At 65.4% G+C, this 15,992-nt stretch carries 20 protein-coding genes; 17 read left to right on the top strand and 3 right to left on the bottom strand.

Annotated elements, in window-relative coordinates; all coding sequences use genetic code 11:
* The first annotated feature begins 173 nt into the window (after window positions 1-173).
* The 4 genes from ACSQ3N_RS21070 to ACSQ3N_RS21055 all read left to right on the top strand — a co-directional run bounded on the left by ACSQ3N_RS21070 (window position 174) and on the right by ACSQ3N_RS21055 (window position 3,298).
* Window positions 174-812 carry a LysE family transporter gene (locus tag ACSQ3N_RS21070; RefSeq protein WP_436147358.1) on the top strand — a complete coding sequence of 213 codons (639 nt, stop codon included), beginning with the start codon at window positions 174-176 and terminating at the stop codon, window positions 810-812.
* Window positions 813-983: 171 nt separating this feature from the next.
* Complete coding sequence (locus ACSQ3N_RS21065; protein ID WP_436147357.1) at window positions 984-1,601, top strand: AAA family ATPase; 618 nt, start codon at window positions 984-986, stop codon at window positions 1,599-1,601.
* 105 nt (window positions 1,602-1,706) lie between these two features.
* Window positions 1,707-2,171, top strand: coding sequence for a MaoC family dehydratase (locus ACSQ3N_RS21060; protein ID WP_056417946.1), 465 nt, complete (start codon window positions 1,707-1,709; stop codon window positions 2,169-2,171).
* Window positions 2,172-2,356: 185 nt separating this feature from the next.
* Window positions 2,357-3,298, top strand: coding sequence for a LysR family transcriptional regulator (locus ACSQ3N_RS21055; protein WP_436147356.1), 942 nt, complete (start codon window positions 2,357-2,359; stop codon window positions 3,296-3,298).
* Window positions 3,299-3,505: 207 nt separating this feature from the next.
* Here the strand turns inward: ACSQ3N_RS21055 and trmL are convergent, their stop codons facing one another.
* Together trmL and ACSQ3N_RS21045 are read right to left on the bottom strand one after the other, a co-directional pair.
* The gene (gene trmL, locus ACSQ3N_RS21050; protein WP_436147355.1) at window positions 3,506-4,033 is read right to left on the bottom strand and encodes a tRNA (uridine(34)/cytosine(34)/5-carboxymethylaminomethyluridine(34)-2'-O)-methyltransferase TrmL; all 528 of its coding nucleotides are present in this window, start codon (window positions 4,031-4,033) and stop codon (window positions 3,506-3,508) included.
* Between the two features lie 63 nt (window positions 4,034-4,096).
* Window positions 4,097-4,819, bottom strand: a complete 723-nt coding sequence (locus tag ACSQ3N_RS21045; protein WP_436147354.1) for a ComF family protein — start codon at window positions 4,817-4,819, stop codon at window positions 4,097-4,099.
* 34 nt (window positions 4,820-4,853) lie between these two features.
* Here ACSQ3N_RS21045 and ACSQ3N_RS21040 point away from each other — a divergent pair, with 34 nt between their 5' ends.
* The 8 genes from ACSQ3N_RS21040 (at window position 4,854) to ACSQ3N_RS21005 (ending at window position 11,374) form a co-directional block, all read left to right on the top strand.
* Entirely contained in the window at window positions 4,854-5,780 is a 927-nt protein-coding gene (locus ACSQ3N_RS21040) for a class I SAM-dependent methyltransferase (protein ID WP_436147353.1), read from the top strand.
* Between the two features lie 241 nt (window positions 5,781-6,021).
* On the top strand, window positions 6,022-6,498 hold the full coding sequence (locus ACSQ3N_RS21035; protein ID WP_056167722.1) for a DUF2244 domain-containing protein: 477 nt from the start codon (window positions 6,022-6,024) through the stop codon (window positions 6,496-6,498).
* Between the two features lie 59 nt (window positions 6,499-6,557).
* Complete coding sequence (coxB, locus tag ACSQ3N_RS21030) at window positions 6,558-7,727, top strand: cytochrome c oxidase subunit II (RefSeq protein WP_056167724.1); 1,170 nt, start codon at window positions 6,558-6,560, stop codon at window positions 7,725-7,727.
* A 33-nt stretch (window positions 7,728-7,760) separates the two neighbouring features.
* Complete coding sequence (gene ctaD, locus ACSQ3N_RS21025) at window positions 7,761-9,392, top strand: cytochrome c oxidase subunit I (protein WP_056167726.1); 1,632 nt, start codon at window positions 7,761-7,763, stop codon at window positions 9,390-9,392.
* Window positions 9,393-9,402: 10 nt separating this feature from the next.
* Complete coding sequence (locus ACSQ3N_RS21020; protein ID WP_232727916.1) at window positions 9,403-9,513, top strand: cytochrome oxidase small assembly protein; 111 nt, start codon at window positions 9,403-9,405, stop codon at window positions 9,511-9,513.
* A 17-nt stretch (window positions 9,514-9,530) separates the two neighbouring features.
* A complete protein-coding gene (locus tag ACSQ3N_RS21015; protein ID WP_436147352.1) occupies window positions 9,531-10,163 on the top strand; it encodes a cytochrome c oxidase assembly protein in 633 nt (210 codons plus the stop codon).
* On the top strand, window positions 10,160-10,390 hold the full coding sequence (locus tag ACSQ3N_RS21010; protein ID WP_436147351.1) for a DUF2970 domain-containing protein: 231 nt from the start codon (window positions 10,160-10,162) through the stop codon (window positions 10,388-10,390). Before ACSQ3N_RS21015 ends, ACSQ3N_RS21010 begins: the two co-directional genes overlap by 4 nt.
* A 102-nt stretch (window positions 10,391-10,492) precedes the next feature.
* Window positions 10,493-11,374, top strand: a complete 882-nt coding sequence (locus ACSQ3N_RS21005; RefSeq protein ID WP_056167734.1) for a cytochrome c oxidase subunit 3 — start codon at window positions 10,493-10,495, stop codon at window positions 11,372-11,374.
* A gap of 119 nt (window positions 11,375-11,493) precedes the next feature.
* On the opposite strand, the gene ACSQ3N_RS21000 is transcribed toward ACSQ3N_RS21005, so the two are convergent.
* Window positions 11,494-11,724 (bottom strand): twin transmembrane helix small protein, encoded by a 231-nt coding sequence (locus tag ACSQ3N_RS21000; RefSeq protein WP_056169145.1) that lies wholly within the window; start codon window positions 11,722-11,724, stop codon window positions 11,494-11,496.
* A 15-nt stretch (window positions 11,725-11,739) separates the two neighbouring features.
* Here ACSQ3N_RS21000 and ACSQ3N_RS20995 point away from each other — a divergent pair, with 15 nt between their 5' ends.
* From ACSQ3N_RS20995 to ACSQ3N_RS20975, 5 genes are read left to right on the top strand one after another with little or no spacing between them, the layout of a single operon-like run.
* Window positions 11,740-12,531 carry an SURF1 family protein gene (locus ACSQ3N_RS20995; RefSeq protein ID WP_056167737.1) on the top strand — a complete coding sequence of 264 codons (792 nt, stop codon included), beginning with the start codon at window positions 11,740-11,742 and terminating at the stop codon, window positions 12,529-12,531.
* Window positions 12,473-13,219, top strand: a complete 747-nt coding sequence (locus tag ACSQ3N_RS20990) for an SCO family protein (RefSeq protein WP_056167740.1) — start codon at window positions 12,473-12,475, stop codon at window positions 13,217-13,219. Before ACSQ3N_RS20995 ends, ACSQ3N_RS20990 begins: the two co-directional genes overlap by 59 nt.
* Window positions 13,219-14,400, top strand: a complete 1,182-nt coding sequence (locus tag ACSQ3N_RS20985; RefSeq protein WP_056167743.1) for a COX15/CtaA family protein — start codon at window positions 13,219-13,221, stop codon at window positions 14,398-14,400. The genes ACSQ3N_RS20990 and ACSQ3N_RS20985 overlap by 1 nt, the downstream gene beginning before the upstream one ends.
* Window positions 14,397-15,296, top strand: a complete 900-nt coding sequence (gene cyoE / locus ACSQ3N_RS20980; RefSeq protein ID WP_056167746.1) for a heme o synthase — start codon at window positions 14,397-14,399, stop codon at window positions 15,294-15,296. Before ACSQ3N_RS20985 ends, cyoE begins: the two co-directional genes overlap by 4 nt.
* A gap of 5 nt (window positions 15,297-15,301) precedes the next feature.
* Window positions 15,302-15,913: an SCO family protein gene (locus tag ACSQ3N_RS20975; protein WP_056167749.1), complete on the top strand. Its 612-nt coding sequence runs from the start codon at window positions 15,302-15,304 to the stop codon at window positions 15,911-15,913.
* The last annotated feature ends 79 nt before the right edge of the window (window positions 15,914-15,992 follow it).

The raw sequence follows: 15,992 nt of genomic DNA, 5'->3' as shown, positions 1-15,992 counted from the left end.
TTACTGCACCAGCCTGACGTGGTTGCGCGGCAGTCCACCGGCGTGCTTCTGTTTTGATAGCTGCTTGCGCTGGGTGGCTGAGCGCGAGCGGCTGTTTTTGCCTGCGTCAAGCCGCCAGGCAGGCCGCGTTGCTAAGATGCGGGCCCCTCTTGGCTTTCTCTTGGTGTGACCTCATGGACTTGCAGACCTGGCTGGCGTTTTTTGTGGCATCGTGCCTGATAGCGGTGTCGCCGGGCTCCGGCGCCGTGCTGTCGATGAGCCACGGCCTGTCGTACGGCGTGCGCAAGACGGGCGCCACCATCCTGGGCCTGCAGCTGGGGCTGCTGCTGATCTTGCTGGTCGCAGGCGCGGGTGTGGGCTCGCTGCTGCTGGCGTCCGAGGTGGCCTTCAGCATCGTGAAGGTGCTGGGCGCCTGCTACCTGATCTACGTCGGTTTCAACCAATGGCGCGCGGGCGATGCGTCGCCCGTGCAGGGCGACGAGGCCGCGTCGGCGGGCACCTGGCAAAAGCGCTGCCTGACAGGCTTTTTGACCAATGCCACCAACCCCAAGGGCATCATCTTCATGGTGGCCGTGCTGCCACAGTTCATGACCGACACCCGCCCGCTGTGGACGCAACTGCTGGTGATGGCCGCCACCACGCTGACGGTGGACGTGGTGGTGATGCACGGCTACGCTTTCGGGGCCAGCGCGCTGCGCCGCCTCATGCGCAGTGCGCGGGCCGTGCGCACGCAGAACCGGGTGTTCGGCGGGCTGCTGATGGCGGTGGGTGCGGGGCTGTTCTTTGTGAAGCGGGGCGGGCAGCACGCCTGAGGGCGGACCGCCCCGGGTGGCTGCAGCGCCGCCGTGCAGGGGGTCTGTGCGGTCCGTGCGGTCTGCACGGTTTTGCTCTGAATTTAATAGCTGCTAGCGCTTATCCATCAAGCGGTAGGGCACGATTTGGCTTGAAGTTTTCATGAACCCAAAGATTCGAAGGAGCTCGCCATGCCAGTGATCGTTGTCGCCAATCCCAAGGGCGGCGTGGGCAAGTCCACGCTGTCCACCAACATCGCGGGCTACTTTGCGAGCCAGGGGCACCCCGTGATCCTGGGCGACACGGACCGGCAGGAGTCCGCCAAGCTGTGGCGGGGCCTGCGGCCTCCCGCCGCACGCACCATCGGAGCCTGGGATGCCAGCTCGGACGTGATCAGCCGCCCGCCCAAGGGCACGACGCATGCGGTGCTGGACACGCCTGCCGGCCTGCATGGCTGGCGGCTGAACGACGTGCTCAAGCTGGCCGACAAGGTCATCGTGCCCCTGCAGCCCAGCGTGTTCGACATCTTTGCCACGCGCAGCTTCCTGGACCAGTTGGCCGAGCACCGCCACGCAGCGGGCGTGCCAGTGGGCATCGTGGGCATGCGGGTGGATGGGCGCACCAAGGCGGCCGAGCAGTTGCACCACTTCGTGGACACGCTGGGGTTTCCGGTCCTGGGCTATCTGCGCGACACGCAGAACTATGTGCACCTGGCGGCGCACGGCCTCACGCTGTTCGACGTGGCGCCGGGCCGCGTGGCGCGCGACCTGGAGCAATGGCAAGGCATCCGCACCTGGCTCGACGCATGACGGACGCGGTTTTGAAGGACGCTGTGAAACAAGAAATCCTGCGGGAAAACACCTGCTGTCCCGCGCCAGACAAGGCGCGCCCGGGTGCGGCGCTACATTGGGGCGATGAAAATCTTCCGCTCCTACTCCGAAGTCAGCGCCAGCGTCGGCCAGGAGGTCGCCGTGACCGACTGGATCACCATCACGCAGGAACAGGTCAACCTGTTCGCCCAGGCCACGGGCGACCACCAGTGGATCCATGTGGACCCCGAGCGGGCGAAGGCCGGGCCGTTCGGCGCGCCGATCGCGCACGGGTTTCTCACGCTGTCGCTGATTCCGCAGTTCTTCGAGACGGGCCTGGCCATCGAGGGCTCGCGCATGGGCGTGAACTACGGGCTCAACAAGGTGCGCTTCACCGCGCCGGTGCCGGTGGGCAGCCGCCTGCGTGCGCGCCTGACGCTGCAGGCCGCCGAGCCCGTGGCGCCCGATGGCATGCAGATGACGTGGCTGGTGACCGTGGAGCGCGAGGGCAGCGACAAGCCGGTGTGCGTGGCGGAATCGCTGGCGCGCAACTTCGGCGCTCCGGCGTAGAAGGACAACCCCCTGAGCGGCTGTGCCGCTTCCCCCTTCTCTCGAATGGCTGCGCCATTCGGGAAGGGGGACACCGCCAGCGCGGCGGGGCGGCCCTTGCGCGGCGGTCGCTGGCCTGGATCGCGCGTGTTCCACGGACTGCGCTCTCGTTAGACGCTCGTGTTTTTAGGCAGGAGGCTTGAACCATGGACCGTCTGCAAGCCATGAAAGTCTTCGAGCGCGTGGTGGAGGAGGGCGGCTTTGCCGCCGCCGCCCGCGCCATGGACATGTCGCCCCCGGTGGTCACCCGCATGGTGGCCGAGTTGGAGCAGCACCTGGGCACGCGCCTGCTGCAGCGCACGACGCGCAAGCTGGCGCTCACCGACGCGGGGGAGTCGTACCTGCAGCGCGTGCACACCATCCTGCACGAGATCGATGACGCCGAAGCCGCGGCCGCCGCCAGCACGCGCGACCTGCGCGGCACCATCCGCATCGTGGCAGCGCCCGTGCTGGCCAGCAATTTCCTCGCGCCCATGGTGGCGCTGTGGCATGCCCACTACCCCAAGCTGATGCTGGACATCAGCATCGACGCTTTCGCGATGGCCCGCGTGGACGAGTTCGATGTGACCATCATGGTCGCGGGCGAGGACTTCGACGCCAACATCGTGGCGAGGCCCCTGCTGCAGGGCGAAGCGATCGTGGTCGCATCGCCGGACTACCTGGAGCGCCGCGGCATTCCGCGCGAACCGCAGGACCTGGTGCACCACGACCACCTGCGCGACTCTGGCATGGCGGCGCGGTCGCAGGCCGGACCCGGGCGCAAGCTGCGCCTGCAGTCGCTCAATGGCAACCAGCCCGCGCAGGAAATCGACGTGCCCGCCGTGCTGCAGTCGGTCAGCACCGAGCTGCTGCTGCGCGCTGCGGTGGACGGCGCGGGCGTGGCGGTCACCTCGCGGCTGCTGGCCGAAGAGCACTTGGCGCGGGGCGAGCTGGTGCACATCCTGCCCGCGTGGATCTTCTCGCGCTACACCATCTACGCCGCGCTGCCGTCAGGCCGCATGCTGCCCGCGCGCACCAAGGTGCTGCTGGACTTTTTGACGGAGCAGGTACCGCTGGCGATGGCGGAGCTGCAGCGCCAGAAGCTGTAGCGCTGGCGTGTGTCTGCACCTGATCTCGGCGAAGGAAGTGCGGGTTTGAATTCGGGTGATGCTGCGAGAGCGGCAGGGACAGGCAGCAGGGACAGGCAGCAGGGTCGGCTTGCAGCGCGGATCGGGCCGGGTCTGAAAAGACTGGGCCTGAATCACCGCACCTCAGACCAGCGCAACCAGGTCCCGCTCAGCTTGCCTCAATTGAGCTCAACTCAACTGCGCAAAGCCGCTGATGATCGTGCCTTCAGGCTCCACGTCGATCGCGCCGTCCGGCATGGCAAAACTGTTCTGACGCCACGCTTCGAACACCGTCACTGCCACCGCGTTGGACAGGTTCAAACTGCGCTGGCCCGCCACCATGGGCAGGCGCAGGCGTTGGGCGGGCGGGAAGGTGTCGCGCAGCTCGGGTGGCAGGCCCCGGGTTTCGGCCCCGAACACCAGCCAGTCGCCCGCGAAGAACGGGGTGGAATGCACAGGCTGCGAGCCCTGCGTGGTCATGGCGAACATGCGGGTCGGGTCGGGCTGGGCGTCGCGCAGAAAGGCAGTCCAGCCTGCGTGGCACTGCACCTGGGCGTACTCGTGGTAGTCCAGGCCGGCGCGGCGCATCTGCTTGTCGTCCATCGAAAACCCCAGGGGCTCGATCAGATGGAGCGTGCAGCCGGTGTTGGCCGCCAGGCGAATCACATTCCCGGTGTTGGGCGGGATCTCGGGTTCGACGAGGACGATATGGAACATAGGCCTCTATTGTCTTCGTCCCGCGCGAGAGTGGGACAGCCGCTGGTAATCAAAAGTATCCCGTCAGTCGGTGCCGGTGCGGGCCAGCACCACGGCCGTGATGTGTGCCACCCCGGCCTCACGCAGGGCCTGCGTCGCTGCGTGCAGGGTGGCGCCGGTGGTCATCACATCGTCCAGCAGCACCACGCGCTGCCCGCGCAACGCGGCGGCGCGAGCGGGCTCCACCGCAAAGGCGCCGTTCAGATTGCGCAGCCGCTGCGCGCGCGGCAGGCCGCTCTGGGCCTCGGTGGCATGTATCCGCAGCAGAGTCCGTGCGTCGGCCTTGGGCCCGGCCAGCTGCCGCGCCAGCAGGGCCGACTGGTTGAAGCCGCGCTCGCGCAGGCGTTGGGCTGATAGCGGCACGGGCAGCACCCGGTCGGCGGCATCCAGCGCTGGTTCGATCCACGGCGTGCTGCGCATCAGGGTGGCCAGGGTGGCGGCCCAGCCTGCGTCGCCTCGAAACTTGAAGTCCCCCAGGATCTCCGCCCAGGGATAGGCGTAGTCCACCGCCGCCATGCAGGCGTCAAACAGCGGCGGGTGCAGCGTGCAGGCGCCGCAGACGGCAACGCCCTGGGGGACCTGCAGCGCACAGCGCTGGCAGCGGGCGGCCGGCTGGGCGAACCGCGCCGCGCAGGCGTTGCAAACGCGTTGCGACGGCCAGGCGTGGCATATGGCGCACTGGCTGGGGACGCGGTGGGCACTGCTGCGCACGCGGTGCGAAATCCCTTGAAGGGCCTTGAAGAGCATGAATCAATATACTCGCCCGTCCCCGTGCATTCCCATGTCCTCCGAGCGCCCCCCCACCATCGATCCCACCGCCGCAGCCCGCTGGCATGCTGCTGCCCCCGCTACTTCGCCCTGGCTGCATGAAGAGGTGGCCCGCCGCATGGAAGACCGCCTGCAGTGGATACGCCAGCCTCCCGATTCCTGGTGCCACTGGGACGCCGTGCGCGGCGGACTCGACGCCCACGCGCTGGTGAGCGCACGCTACCCCAAGGCGCGTTGCCAAGTCTACGAAAGCGCGCACCGGCATGAGAGCGCGGCGCAGCAGGCACTGGCCAAGTCCTGGTGGAACCCTGCCAGCTGGGGGGCGGGCAACCCGCGGTTCGGCATGCCGCCGGATGCGAGTGTGCAGATGCTCTGGGCCAACATGGCGCTGCACACCGCGGCCGACCCGCAGGCGCTCATCGGCCAATGGCACCGCGCCCTGGCGGTCGATGGCTATCTGATGTTCTCGTGCCTGGGCCCGGACACCCTGCGCGAGCTGCACGCCGTCTATGCCGCGCTGGGCTGGCCGCCGGCAGGCCATGCTTTCACGGACATGCACGACTGGGGCGACATGCTGGTACACGCCGGTTTTGCCGAACCGGTGATGGACATGGAGCGCATCACGCTGACCTTTGCCACGCCCGAGCGGCTGGTGCAGGAGCTGCGAGAACTGGGCTGCAACCTGCACCCGGCGCGCTTCGGCGCACTGCGCGGCAAGCGCTGGCGGGACCGTTTGTACCAGGCGCTGGCAGACAGGCTGGCAGACCCGGCCGAAGGTGGCCAGTTGGCACTGACTTTCGAGATCATCTACGGCCACGCCTTCAAGCCCGCACCCCGGGTGCGCGTGAGCGAGAGCAGCGCCGTGTCGCTGCAGGACATGCGCGCCATGCTGCGCCAAGGCGGCAAAGACAGCCAGGACGGCGGGCCGCGCAACCCCTGATCGGGCCGGCCCGCACAGGGTTTTCCAGACTTGATTTGTGCGAGTGTTGCGAAGGCGGCGCACCCATATGGGGCTATGGCCTTCACTTGCAACAGCGTGTCAATGATGTGGAACAAGGCACGGTACAATTCAGGGTTATTGGGATTTCGGGCACATCCTCCCGCGCAACGTGGCGGCTGCGCATGTTGCACCAGTATTTTTGCTGGTGCAGCGGCAGTCGCCGGTCTTGTGAACACCACCGGTGACAGGCTTGATTCTTCGTTTTGCCACTGTCTCGGGCCAGCGCATCGATTGGCGTCTGGCTCGCAACTGCTCGGTCACCCCCGCGCAGATGGGGTGGATGTACCTGTCGCTGTGTTCGGTGTCACTGGGCATTGCGACTTTTTTCTGGATGCTTGGAGCCCGTCTGGTCATGCCGTTTGCATGGCTGGAGATAGTGGTTGTTGGATGGGCATTCGCCATGTACGGACGTCATGCGGCCGACGGCGAGAGGATTTCACTGCAGGGCTCACGCCTGGTGGTGGAGCAGGAGACAGCAGGCAAGCTGAAACGCGCCGAATTCGACCGGAACTGGGTCCGTGTGGAACCCAAGACCGGCGACCGATCGCTGATCACCTTGTCTGGCCAAGGACGGTCGATAGACGTGGGGCGTTACGTGCGCCCCGAGCTTCGCCCGGCCCTGGCATCGGAGATCCGCATGGCCTTGCGCGCAGCCTGACCCCACGCAGGCGCACACAGGGGATTGGTTAAATTAAGGCTTAGAAGTAAGTGAGAACTATGAAGAGCATTTCCAACAAGCTGGCTTCTCTGCTCCTGATCGCCGGTGCATGGGTGGGTGGCGTGGCCCATGCCGTTCAAGACCTGCCCGGCGGTCCTGCAGTCAACCAGCTCAATCTGCATCCTCCGGTCACCAAGATTGCCGAGGAGCAGCATTTTCTGCACTGGATGATGCTGATCATCTGCACGGTGATCTTCGTGGCAGTGTTCTCCGTGATGTTCTACTCGATCTGGAAACATCGCCGCTCCAAGGGCGCCAAGTCGGCCAATTTCCATGAGTCCGTCACTGTCGAAGTGGTCTGGACCATCGTCCCCTTCATCATCGTGATCCTCATGGCCCTGCCCGCCACCAAGGTGCTGGTGGCGCAGAAGGACACGACCAACGCCGACCTCACCATCAAGACCACGGGCTACCAGTGGAAGTGGGGTTACGACTACATCACCGGCGAAGGCGAGGGCCTGGCCTTCATCTCTACGCTGGACAGCAGCCACCGCGTGATGTCCGATAGCGGCAAGGTCGCCGACGCACCCGCCGACTACCTGCTCAAGGTCGACAACCCGATGGTCGTGCCGGTCAATAAGAAGATCCGCATCATCACCACGGCCAACGACGTGATCCACGCCTTCATGGTGCCCGCATTCGGCATCAAGCAGGATGCGATCCCCGGCTTCGTGCGCGACACCTGGTTCCGCGCCGAGAAGATCGGCGACTACTACGGCCAGTGCGCCGAGCTGTGCGGCAAGGAACACGCCTACATGCCCATCCACGTGAAGGTCGTGTCCGCTGAGGACTACACCGCCTGGGTGGCCGACCAGAAGAAGAAGGCCGCCGCCAAGCTGGACGACCCGACCAAGGTCTGGACGATGGACGACATCATGAAGCGCGGCGAGAAGGTGTATGCCGCCAACTGCGCGGCCTGCCACCAGGCCAACGGCAAGGGTGCCGGCCCGATCAAGCCACTGGACGGCTCGGCCATCGTGCTCGATGCCGACCACGCCAAGCAGATCCAGATCCTGCTCAAGGGCGCGGCCAATGGCGCGATGCCTTCCTGGGCCCAGCTCAGCGATACCGATATTGCCTCTGTGGCGACCTATACGAAGAACTCCTGGTCCAACAAGACCGGGCAGCTGGTGCAGCCTGCTGAAATCGTGGCCCAGCGCGGCAAGTAAACATCGCCCTACGTATTGATTGAGGAATCCAACATGAGCGCAGTTCTCGACAACCACGGGCACGCTGGCGACCACGCACACGACGACCATGGCCACCATGGTCCCACCGGCTGGCGCCGCTGGGTGTTCGCCACCAACCACAAGGACATCGGTACGCTGTACCTGCTGTTCTCGTTCACCATGCTGATGGTGGGCGGCATCCTGGCCCTGCTGATCCGTGCCGAGCTGTTCCAGCCCGGCCTGCAACTGGTCAATCCCGAGCTGTTCAACCAGCTCACCACCATGCACGGCCTGATCATGGTGTTCGGCGCCATCATGCCGGCCTTCGTGGGCTTTGCTAACTGGATGATCCCGCTGCAGATCGGGGCATCCGACATGGCTTTCGCCCGCATGAACAACTTCAGCTTCTGGCTGATGATTCCTGCGGCACTGATGCTGGTGAGCTCGTTCTTCATGCCAGGTGGCGCACCCGCCGCCGGCTGGACGTTGTACGCACCGCTGACGCTGCAGATGGGCCCCTCCATGGACGCCGGCATCTTCGCGATGCACATCCTGGGTGCCTCGTCCATCATGGGCTCGATCAACATCATCGTGACCATCCTGAACATGCGCGCCCCCGGCATGACGTTGATGAAGATGCCCATGTTCGCCTGGACCTGGCTCATCACCGCCTACCTGCTGATCGCCGTGATGCCCGTGCTGGCCGGCGCGATCACCATGACGCTGACGGATCGCCACTTCGGCACCAGCTTCTTCAACCCCGCCGGCGGCGGTGACCCGGTGATGTACCAGCACATCTTCTGGTTCTTCGGCCACCCCGAGGTGTACATCATGATCTTGCCGGCCTTCGGCATCATCAGCCAGATCGTGCCCGCGTTCGCTCGCAAGAAGCTGTTCGGCTACGCCTCCATGGTGTACGCCACCTCGTCGATTGCCATCCTGTCGTTCATCGTGTGGGCCCACCACATGTTCACGACCGGCATGCCTGTGACGGGCCAGCTGTTCTTCATGTACGCCACCATGCTGATCTCCGTGCCCACGGCCGTGAAGATCTTCAACTGGATCGCCACCATGTGGCGCGGCTCCATGACGTTCGAGACCCCCATGCTGTTCGCCGTGGGCTTCATCTTCGTGTTCACCATGGGTGGCTTCACCGGCCTGATCCTGGCCATGGCGCCCATCGACATCCAGCTGCAGGACACCTACTACGTGGTGGCCCACTTCCACTACGTGCTGGTGGCCGGCTCGCTGTTCTCCATGTTCGCTGGCGTCTACTACTGGCTGCCCAAGTGGACGGGCGTGATGTACTCCGAAAAGCGTGGTCAGATCCACTTCTGGGGCTCGCTGATCACCTTCAACATCACGTTCTTCCCGATGCATTTCCTGGGTCTGGCCGGCATGCCCCGCCGCTATGCCGACTACCCCATGCAGTTCGCAGACTTCAATGCCATCGCTTCGGTAGGCGCGTTCGGTTTCGGCCTGATGCAGGTGTACTTCTTCCTGGCCGTGGTCGTGCCCGCCATGCGCGGCAAGGGCGAAAAGGCCCCCGCCAAGCCATGGGACGGTGCCGAAGGCCTGGAATGGGAAGTGCCATCGCCTGCACCTTTCCACACCTTCGAAAACCCACCCAAGCTGGATGCCACGGCAACCCGCGTGATCGGTTGATGCCATGCCCATGACGCCCGAGCAAAAGAAGAGCAACCTGCGGATGGCATTGATCCTTGCCTCCGTGGCCGTCGTCTTCTTCGTCGGGTTCATGGTCAAGGTCGTGCTGATGTCCCGCTGAACAATGCACCGACTGCCATGAGCCTGCACCGCGAAAACGCCAAGATGGTCGGCAAGCTGGTCGTGATCGCGGCCGGCATGTTCGCCTTCGGCTATGTGCTGATCCCCATCTACAAGCACATCTGCGAGATGACGGGCATCAACATCCTGTCGCTCTCCGAGCGGCAGGTGCCAGGCAACGGCGTGGCGGGCAAGGACGTGAAGGTGCCTGCCAACACGCAGGTGGACAAGACCCGCACCATCACCGTCGAGTTCGACGCCAATGCGCGCGGCCCCTGGGACTTCAAGCCCGCGCAGCGTTCGGTGCAGGTGCACCCTGGCGAGCTGACGACGGTGATGTACGAGTTCCAGAACATCCAGAACCGCCGCATGGCGGCTCAGGCCATTCCGAGCTATGCGCCGCGCCAGGCGGCAGCGCACTTCAACAAGCTCGAATGCTTTTGCTTCAACCAGTACACGCTTGAGCCCGGTGAAAAGAAAGAGTGGCCGGTGGCCTTCGTGATCGACCCGCGCCTGTCCAAGGATGTGACCACGATCACGCTGTCCTACACCTTCTTCGAAGTTGGCGGCAAGACGCCCCCAGCGCCCGAATCGACAGCGGCCGTGGGCAGCGTGCTCCCCGCAGCATTGGCCACCGGGGCAGGCTCATGAACGCGCCGGTGGAGCAACCCGCTGTGGCCGCCAAGCCGCACGAGCGCAAGGGCTCGTTGCTGCGCACAGTGCGCGCCGTGGCCTGGTCGCTGATCGGCCTGCGCAAGGGCAGCGAGTACCAGCAGGATGTGGAAAAGCTCAACCCGCTGCACATCATCGTGGTCGGCCTCGCAGCGGTATTCCTGCTGGTGATTGGCCTGATCGGGCTGGTGAACTGGATCGTTTGAGTTGCGTGAATAAATAGATGAATATTGGTCGAATCGGGTGGGGACGACGTACCCCGAAGACAAGACCGAGACAAACAAAGATTTTGAGAGCCAGGAGCTGAAATGAGTGCATCGACCCACGGCGGAACCCCGTACTACTACGTGCCTGCAGAGTCTCGCCACCCGGTGATGGCGGCGATAGGGCTGTTTTTCGTCATCCTGGGCGCAGGCCAATGGATCAACGGCCACGACTGGGGCAAGTATTCCCTGGCGGTGGGCATGGTGTGGTGGCTGTTCGTGCTGTACCAGTGGTTCGGCGACGCCGTGCGCGAGAGCCAGAACGGCCTGTACGGCCACAAGATCGACATCTCCTACCGCTGGAGCATGAGCTGGTTCATCTTCTCAGAGGTGATGTTCTTCGGCGCGTTCTTCACCGCCCTGTGGTGGGCACGTTCGCACTCGGTGCCCGCACTGGGCAGCCTGGACAACGCACTGCTGTGGCCTGACTTCAAGGCCGTGTGGCCCAGCCTGGCTGCGGGCGTCACCGCTTCGCCTGCCGGCATCGTCGAGCCCTTTCAGACCGTGGGTCCCTTCTGGCTGCCCACCATCAACACCGCGTTGCTGCTGACCTCGGGCGTGACGCTGACCATTGCCCACCACGCACTGCGCGAAAACCACCGCGGCAAGACCATCGCCTTCATGTGGGCCACGGTACTGCTGGGCTTCGTGTTCCTGCTGGTGCAGGGCTACGAGTACTACCACCTGTACACCGACCTGAACCTCAAGCTCAACTCGGGCGTGTTCGGCTCCACCTTCTTCATGCTGACCGGCTTTCACGGTTTCCACGTGTTCCTGGGCATGCTGATGCTGCTGGTGATCACGCTGCGCCTCCAAAAGGGCCATTTCACGGCGGACAAGCACTTCGGCTTCGAAGGCGCCGCGTGGTACTGGCACTTTGTGGACGTGGTCTGGCTCGGCCTGTACGTGCTGGTCTACTGGATGTAATCAGCAGTGCCATGCATCAACAAAAAAGCGCCGCAAGGCGCTTTTTTGTTGGGAATGTCAGGGCTGGCGCCAGGGGCTGCTTGGACGCCAGTGGCCAGTGTTCAGACCATCCAGAGCCTTCAACGGCTCGCCGGCAGACCGGTGGGCTGGATGTACCCGAGCTTCCAGGCCAACAGCAGGCACAGAAACAGCACAATGGACAGTCCCACCCGAACCGCCAGCGCCTTGGCCATGTGGTTGCCTTTGGCCCTGTCGTCCTTGTCGCTGCGGCCATTGCGCATCATGAAGAACAGGGCCGAAGCCAAGCTGGCCAAAATAGCGATGAACGCCACCACCACAAGATATTTCATGGAGTCCATTATCCCGTGACCGCTATCCAACGTCCTGTGGGCCTGCGTTTCTGGCTGATCGCCCTGGCCGCGCTGGTGGGCATGGCCGTTACGGCGTCGCTCGGGCGCTGGCAGCTGTCGCGCGCTGCAGAAAAGGAATCCCTGCAGACCGCTCTGGATGAGCGCGGGCGGATGCCCGCCATCGATGGCTCCAGCCTGTTCCTCAGCGCGGGCCCAGCCGCCGCTGCGTCAGCGCCGGGCAGCCAGGCGCTGGTGCACCGTGCGGTGGTGCTGGAAGGGCGGTGGCTGCCCGAGCACACCGTCTACCTCGACAACCGCCAGATGCAGGGCCGCCCCGGGTTCTTCGTGCTGACACCGCTGCAACTGAGCGCGCCGGGCGGTGGCGTGGTGCTGGTACAGCGGGGTTGGGCACCGCGCAATTTTCAGGACCGCACCGCACTGCCGCAAATCCAGACCCCTGCCAGTGCGGTAGTCCGCGTCGAAGGGCGCGTGGCTGCGGCGCCATCGCGGCTTTATGAGTTCCAGGGCGCCGATAGCGTTCAGGGGTCTTCCCGCATCCGGCAAAATCTCGACCTGGCAGCGTACCGCACCGAAACCGGTCTTGCGCTCGCCAATCTCACGGTGCTCCAAACCGGCGCAGCGAGCGAAGGCTTGCAACGCGACTGGCCCGTGGTCGGCGCCGGTGTCGACAAACACTACGGTTACGCATTTCAATGGTTCGGGCTCTGCGGCCTGATTGCACTTCTCTATGTCTGGTTCCAACTCGTCCGACGGTTCATTCGCCCGCGCAGCCAGCCTGCCGCCTGAGGGCCAGGGGGACGAGCATCCCCTGGGCCTGACCGTGCACACGCTGCCTGCTGCAGGCGATGCGGTGGCGTCGGCGCAGCGCACGCACCACGGCCGCTGGAAGATGCTGGGCGTGCTGCTCATCTGCGCGGCCCCGGTCGTCGCCTCTTACTTCACCTACTACGTGATCCGCCCCGAGGGCCGGCGCAACTACGGCGAGCTGATCGATCCCCAGCGCACCATGCCCGCGTTGACCGCGACGGCGCTGGATGGCAAACCGGTGCAGCTGTCGTCGCTCAAAGGCCAATGGCTCTTGGTCAGCGTCGCCGGGGGCGCCTGCGATGCGGCGTGCCAGAAGCACCTGTACCTGCAGCGGCAACTGCGTGAGAGCGTCGGCAGGGAAAAGGACCGTGTGGACTGGGTGTGGCTCGTGAACGATGGCGCCCCGATCCCTGCCGAATTGCAGCCAGCGATTCAAAAAGCCACGGCGCTGCGGGTGGATGGCGCGGCATTGAGCGCCTGGTTGGCCCCGGCCGACGGCCACCAGATAGCCGAGCACCTCTACGTGGTGGACCCCATGGGTAACTGGATGATGCGCTTTCCGGCCGCCATGGACAGCAGCGGCGCGGCCAAGGCCAAGCGTGACCTGGAACGCCTGCTGCGCGCCTCGTCGTCCTGGGACGAGGCCGGCCGGCCCGGAAAGCCCTGATGGACGCGTCACAGCCCCTGTACGACCTCGCTCCGCTGGCCCGCATGATGCTGCTGGGCGTGGTGATCGCCCTGGGCCCGCTGGCTTGGGTGGGGCTGCGCAACCGCGGCAGCTCACCGCTGCGCCGTCTGCAGGCCCTCACGGTGCTCACGCTATTCCTCACCTTCGATCTGGTGCTGTTCGGTGCGTTCACGCGCTTGACCGACTCGGGCCTGGGCTGCCCCGACTGGCCCGGCTGCTATGGCAGCGCGAGCCCGGTCGGCGCGCGCACCGAGATCGCTGCGGCGCAGGAGGCGATGCCCACGGGCCCGGTCACACACGGCAAGGCCTGGGTCGAGATGATCCACCGCTATCTGGCCACCGGTGTCGGCGTGCTCATCATCGTGCTGACGGTGTCTGCCTGGGTGCAGCATCGCCGCGCTGCGCGGGGCGAGGGCGAGCGACCGCCGCTGAGCCCCTGGTGGCCGACGTTCACGCTGTTCTGGGTGTGCCTGCAGGGCGCCTTCGGTGCGCTGACAGTGACCATGAAGCTCTTTCCTGCCATCGTCACGCTGCACCTCATTGGCGGCCTGGTGCTGCTGGCGCTGCTGTGTGTGCAGGCCGTGCGCCACACCCACAGCGCGCTGGGCAAGGCGCCCGTGGGCATCTCCGCCGGTCTGCGCCGTGGGTTGGTGTGGACGGGCGTGTTGGTCAGCGCGCAGGTGGTGCTGGGCGGCTGGGTCAGCACCAACTACGCGGTGCTGGCCTGCACGACCTTTCCCACCTGCCAGGGCAGTTGGTGGCCCGACATGGAGTTTGCCCAGGGCTTTCAGATCTGGCGCGCGCTCGGCATGCTGCAGGACGGCAGCCACATCAGTTTTGCGGGCCTGACCGCCATCCACTACGTCCACCGGCTTGCGGCCTATGTGGTGCTGCTGGCGCTGGGCCTGACCGCATGGCGCCTGCACCGCACCGGCGCGCTGCCGGTACAGGCGCGGTGGCTGGCGGGCCTGGCGCTGCTGCAACTGGCCACAGGCTTGTCCAATGTGGTGCTGGACTGGCCCCTCGTCGCCGCCGTGCTGCACACCGGTGGCGCCGCGGCGCTGGTGGTGGTGCTGACCTGGGCGCTGGCGTCCAGCCGCGTGGCCGCTGCCACCCACAATGTCCCCGCGCGTTCGAGCGCATCGAGAGTCTCCGCATGACCGCTGCCCCCGCCCTTGTCTCCCCGCCGTCACGCTTTGCGCAGTTCTATGCGCTGACCAAGCCGCGCGTGGTGCAGCTCATCGTGTTTTGCGCGCTCATCGGCATGGTGCTGGCGGTGCCGGGCATGCCCACGGCGGCGCAGTTCGGTCTGATGGTCATCGCCTGTCTGGGGGTGTGGCTGGTGGCCGGCGCGGCGGCGGCCTTCAACTGCATCGTGGAGCAGGGTATCGACGCCAAAATGAAGCGCACCGCCTGGCGCCCCACGGCCAAGGGCGAGCTGTCCAACGCCCAGACGCTGCTGTTTTCGGCCGCGCTGTGCGCAGCCGGCTCGCTGCTGCTCTACTTCTGGGTGAACCCGCTGACCATGTGGCTGACTTTCGCCACGTTCGTCGGCTATGCCGTGATCTACACGGTGATCCTCAAACCCCTCACGCCGCAGAACATCGTGATCGGCGGCGCGTCCGGCGCCATGCCCCCGGTGCTGGGCTGGGCGGCCATGACGAACGATGTGGGCCCCGAGGCGCTGATCCTGTTCCTCATCATCTTCCTGTGGACGCCGCCGCACTTCTGGGCGCTGGCGCTGTACCGCGTGGAGGACTACCGCAAGTCCGGACTGCCCATGCTGCCCGTGACCCACGGCAACGAGTTCACGCGGCTGCAGGTGTTTTTGTACACGCTGATCCTGTTCGCTGGCTGCCTCATGCCCTTCGTGTACGGCATGAGCTCGTGGATCTACCTGGCGGCTGCGGTGGTGCTCAGCGCGGGCTTTTGCGGCTATGGCTTTGCGCTGTGGCGCAACTACTCGGACGCGCTGGCGCGCAAGACCTTCCGTTTTTCACTCATCCACCTGAGCGTGCTGTTCGCGGCGCTGCTGGTGGACCACTACGTGCTGTAAATACCATGCTCAAGAGAAATGCTCTTAAAACGATAGCTGTTGCCGCCCTGTCCATCAGCGGTGGCGGGCTTTTGACGGCATGCACAGAGAAGAAGGCCGAGTTCCGCGGCGTGGACATCACCGGCGCAGACTATGCCCGTGACCTGCCCCTGACCGACCACAACGGCCAGCCGCGCCACATCAAGGACTTTGCCGGCAAGGTGGTGGTGGTGTTCTTCGGCTTCACGCAGTGTCCCGATGTCTGCCCCACGTCGATGCAGGAGCTGGCCGAGGTCAAGCAGATGCTGGGCAAGGACGGCGAGCGCCTGCAGGGCATCTTCGTCACGGTGGACCCGGAGCGCGACACCCCCGAAGTGCTCAAGGCCTACATGACCAACTTCGACCCCAGCTTCCTGGCCCTGCGCGGCACGCCCGAAGAGCTGGCCGCCGTCGCCAAGGACTTCAAGATCTACTACAAGAAGGTCGACGGCAAGACGCCCACGAGCTACACGATGGACCACTCCGCCGGCAGCTACGTGTACGACACGGCAGGGCGCCTGCGAGTCTACAACCGCTACGGCAGCGGCGCGCAGGCGCTGGCTTCGGACGTCAAGGCGCTCCTGGGCGAGGCGGCCTGAGCCGGGCGGGCTGCCCGCCTCCATCACCTCCATCGCCCCGCCACGCCTGCGTCGGCAGTGCGTCGCGAAACGACAAAGG

This window comes from Acidovorax sp. LjRoot194 (genome assembly GCF_964253015.1).
Taxonomy (GTDB): domain Bacteria; phylum Pseudomonadota; class Gammaproteobacteria; order Burkholderiales; family Burkholderiaceae_C; genus Acidovorax.
The sequence above is the reverse complement of the archived record's forward strand: the minus strand, read 5'-3'. Positions and strand labels throughout refer to the sequence as shown.

Coding starts and splice junctions, on each gene's coding strand:
- ACSQ3N_RS21060 (WP_056417946.1), top strand. CDS start 1,707: ATGAAAATCTTCCGCTCCTACTCCGAAGTCAGCGCCAGCGTCGGCCAG.
- ACSQ3N_RS20990 (WP_056167740.1), top strand. CDS start 12,473: ATGTCTGGTTCCAACTCGTCCGACGGTTCATTCGCCCGCGCAGCCAGC.
- ACSQ3N_RS21000 (WP_056169145.1), bottom strand. CDS start 11,724: ATGAAATATCTTGTGGTGGTGGCGTTCATCGCTATTTTGGCCAGCTTG.
- ACSQ3N_RS20975 (WP_056167749.1), top strand. CDS start 15,302: ATGCTCAAGAGAAATGCTCTTAAAACGATAGCTGTTGCCGCCCTGTCC.
- ACSQ3N_RS21055 (WP_436147356.1), top strand. CDS start 2,357: ATGGACCGTCTGCAAGCCATGAAAGTCTTCGAGCGCGTGGTGGAGGAG.
- ACSQ3N_RS21020 (WP_232727916.1), top strand. CDS start 9,403: ATGACGCCCGAGCAAAAGAAGAGCAACCTGCGGATGGCATTGATCCTT.
- cyoE (WP_056167746.1), top strand. CDS start 14,397: ATGACCGCTGCCCCCGCCCTTGTCTCCCCGCCGTCACGCTTTGCGCAG.
- coxB (WP_056167724.1), top strand. CDS start 6,558: ATGAAGAGCATTTCCAACAAGCTGGCTTCTCTGCTCCTGATCGCCGGT.
- ACSQ3N_RS21005 (WP_056167734.1), top strand. CDS start 10,493: ATGAGTGCATCGACCCACGGCGGAACCCCGTACTACTACGTGCCTGCA.
- ctaD (WP_056167726.1), top strand. CDS start 7,761: ATGAGCGCAGTTCTCGACAACCACGGGCACGCTGGCGACCACGCACAC.
- ACSQ3N_RS21010 (WP_436147351.1), top strand. CDS start 10,160: ATGAACGCGCCGGTGGAGCAACCCGCTGTGGCCGCCAAGCCGCACGAG.
- ACSQ3N_RS21065 (WP_436147357.1), top strand. CDS start 984: ATGCCAGTGATCGTTGTCGCCAATCCCAAGGGCGGCGTGGGCAAGTCC.
- ACSQ3N_RS21040 (WP_436147353.1), top strand. CDS start 4,854: ATGTCCTCCGAGCGCCCCCCCACCATCGATCCCACCGCCGCAGCCCGC.
- ACSQ3N_RS20985 (WP_056167743.1), top strand. CDS start 13,219: ATGGACGCGTCACAGCCCCTGTACGACCTCGCTCCGCTGGCCCGCATG.
- ACSQ3N_RS21015 (WP_436147352.1), top strand. CDS start 9,531: ATGAGCCTGCACCGCGAAAACGCCAAGATGGTCGGCAAGCTGGTCGTG.
- ACSQ3N_RS21070 (WP_436147358.1), top strand. CDS start 174: ATGGACTTGCAGACCTGGCTGGCGTTTTTTGTGGCATCGTGCCTGATA.
- ACSQ3N_RS21045 (WP_436147354.1), bottom strand. CDS start 4,819: ATGCTCTTCAAGGCCCTTCAAGGGATTTCGCACCGCGTGCGCAGCAGT.
- trmL (WP_436147355.1), bottom strand. CDS start 4,033: ATGTTCCATATCGTCCTCGTCGAACCCGAGATCCCGCCCAACACCGGG.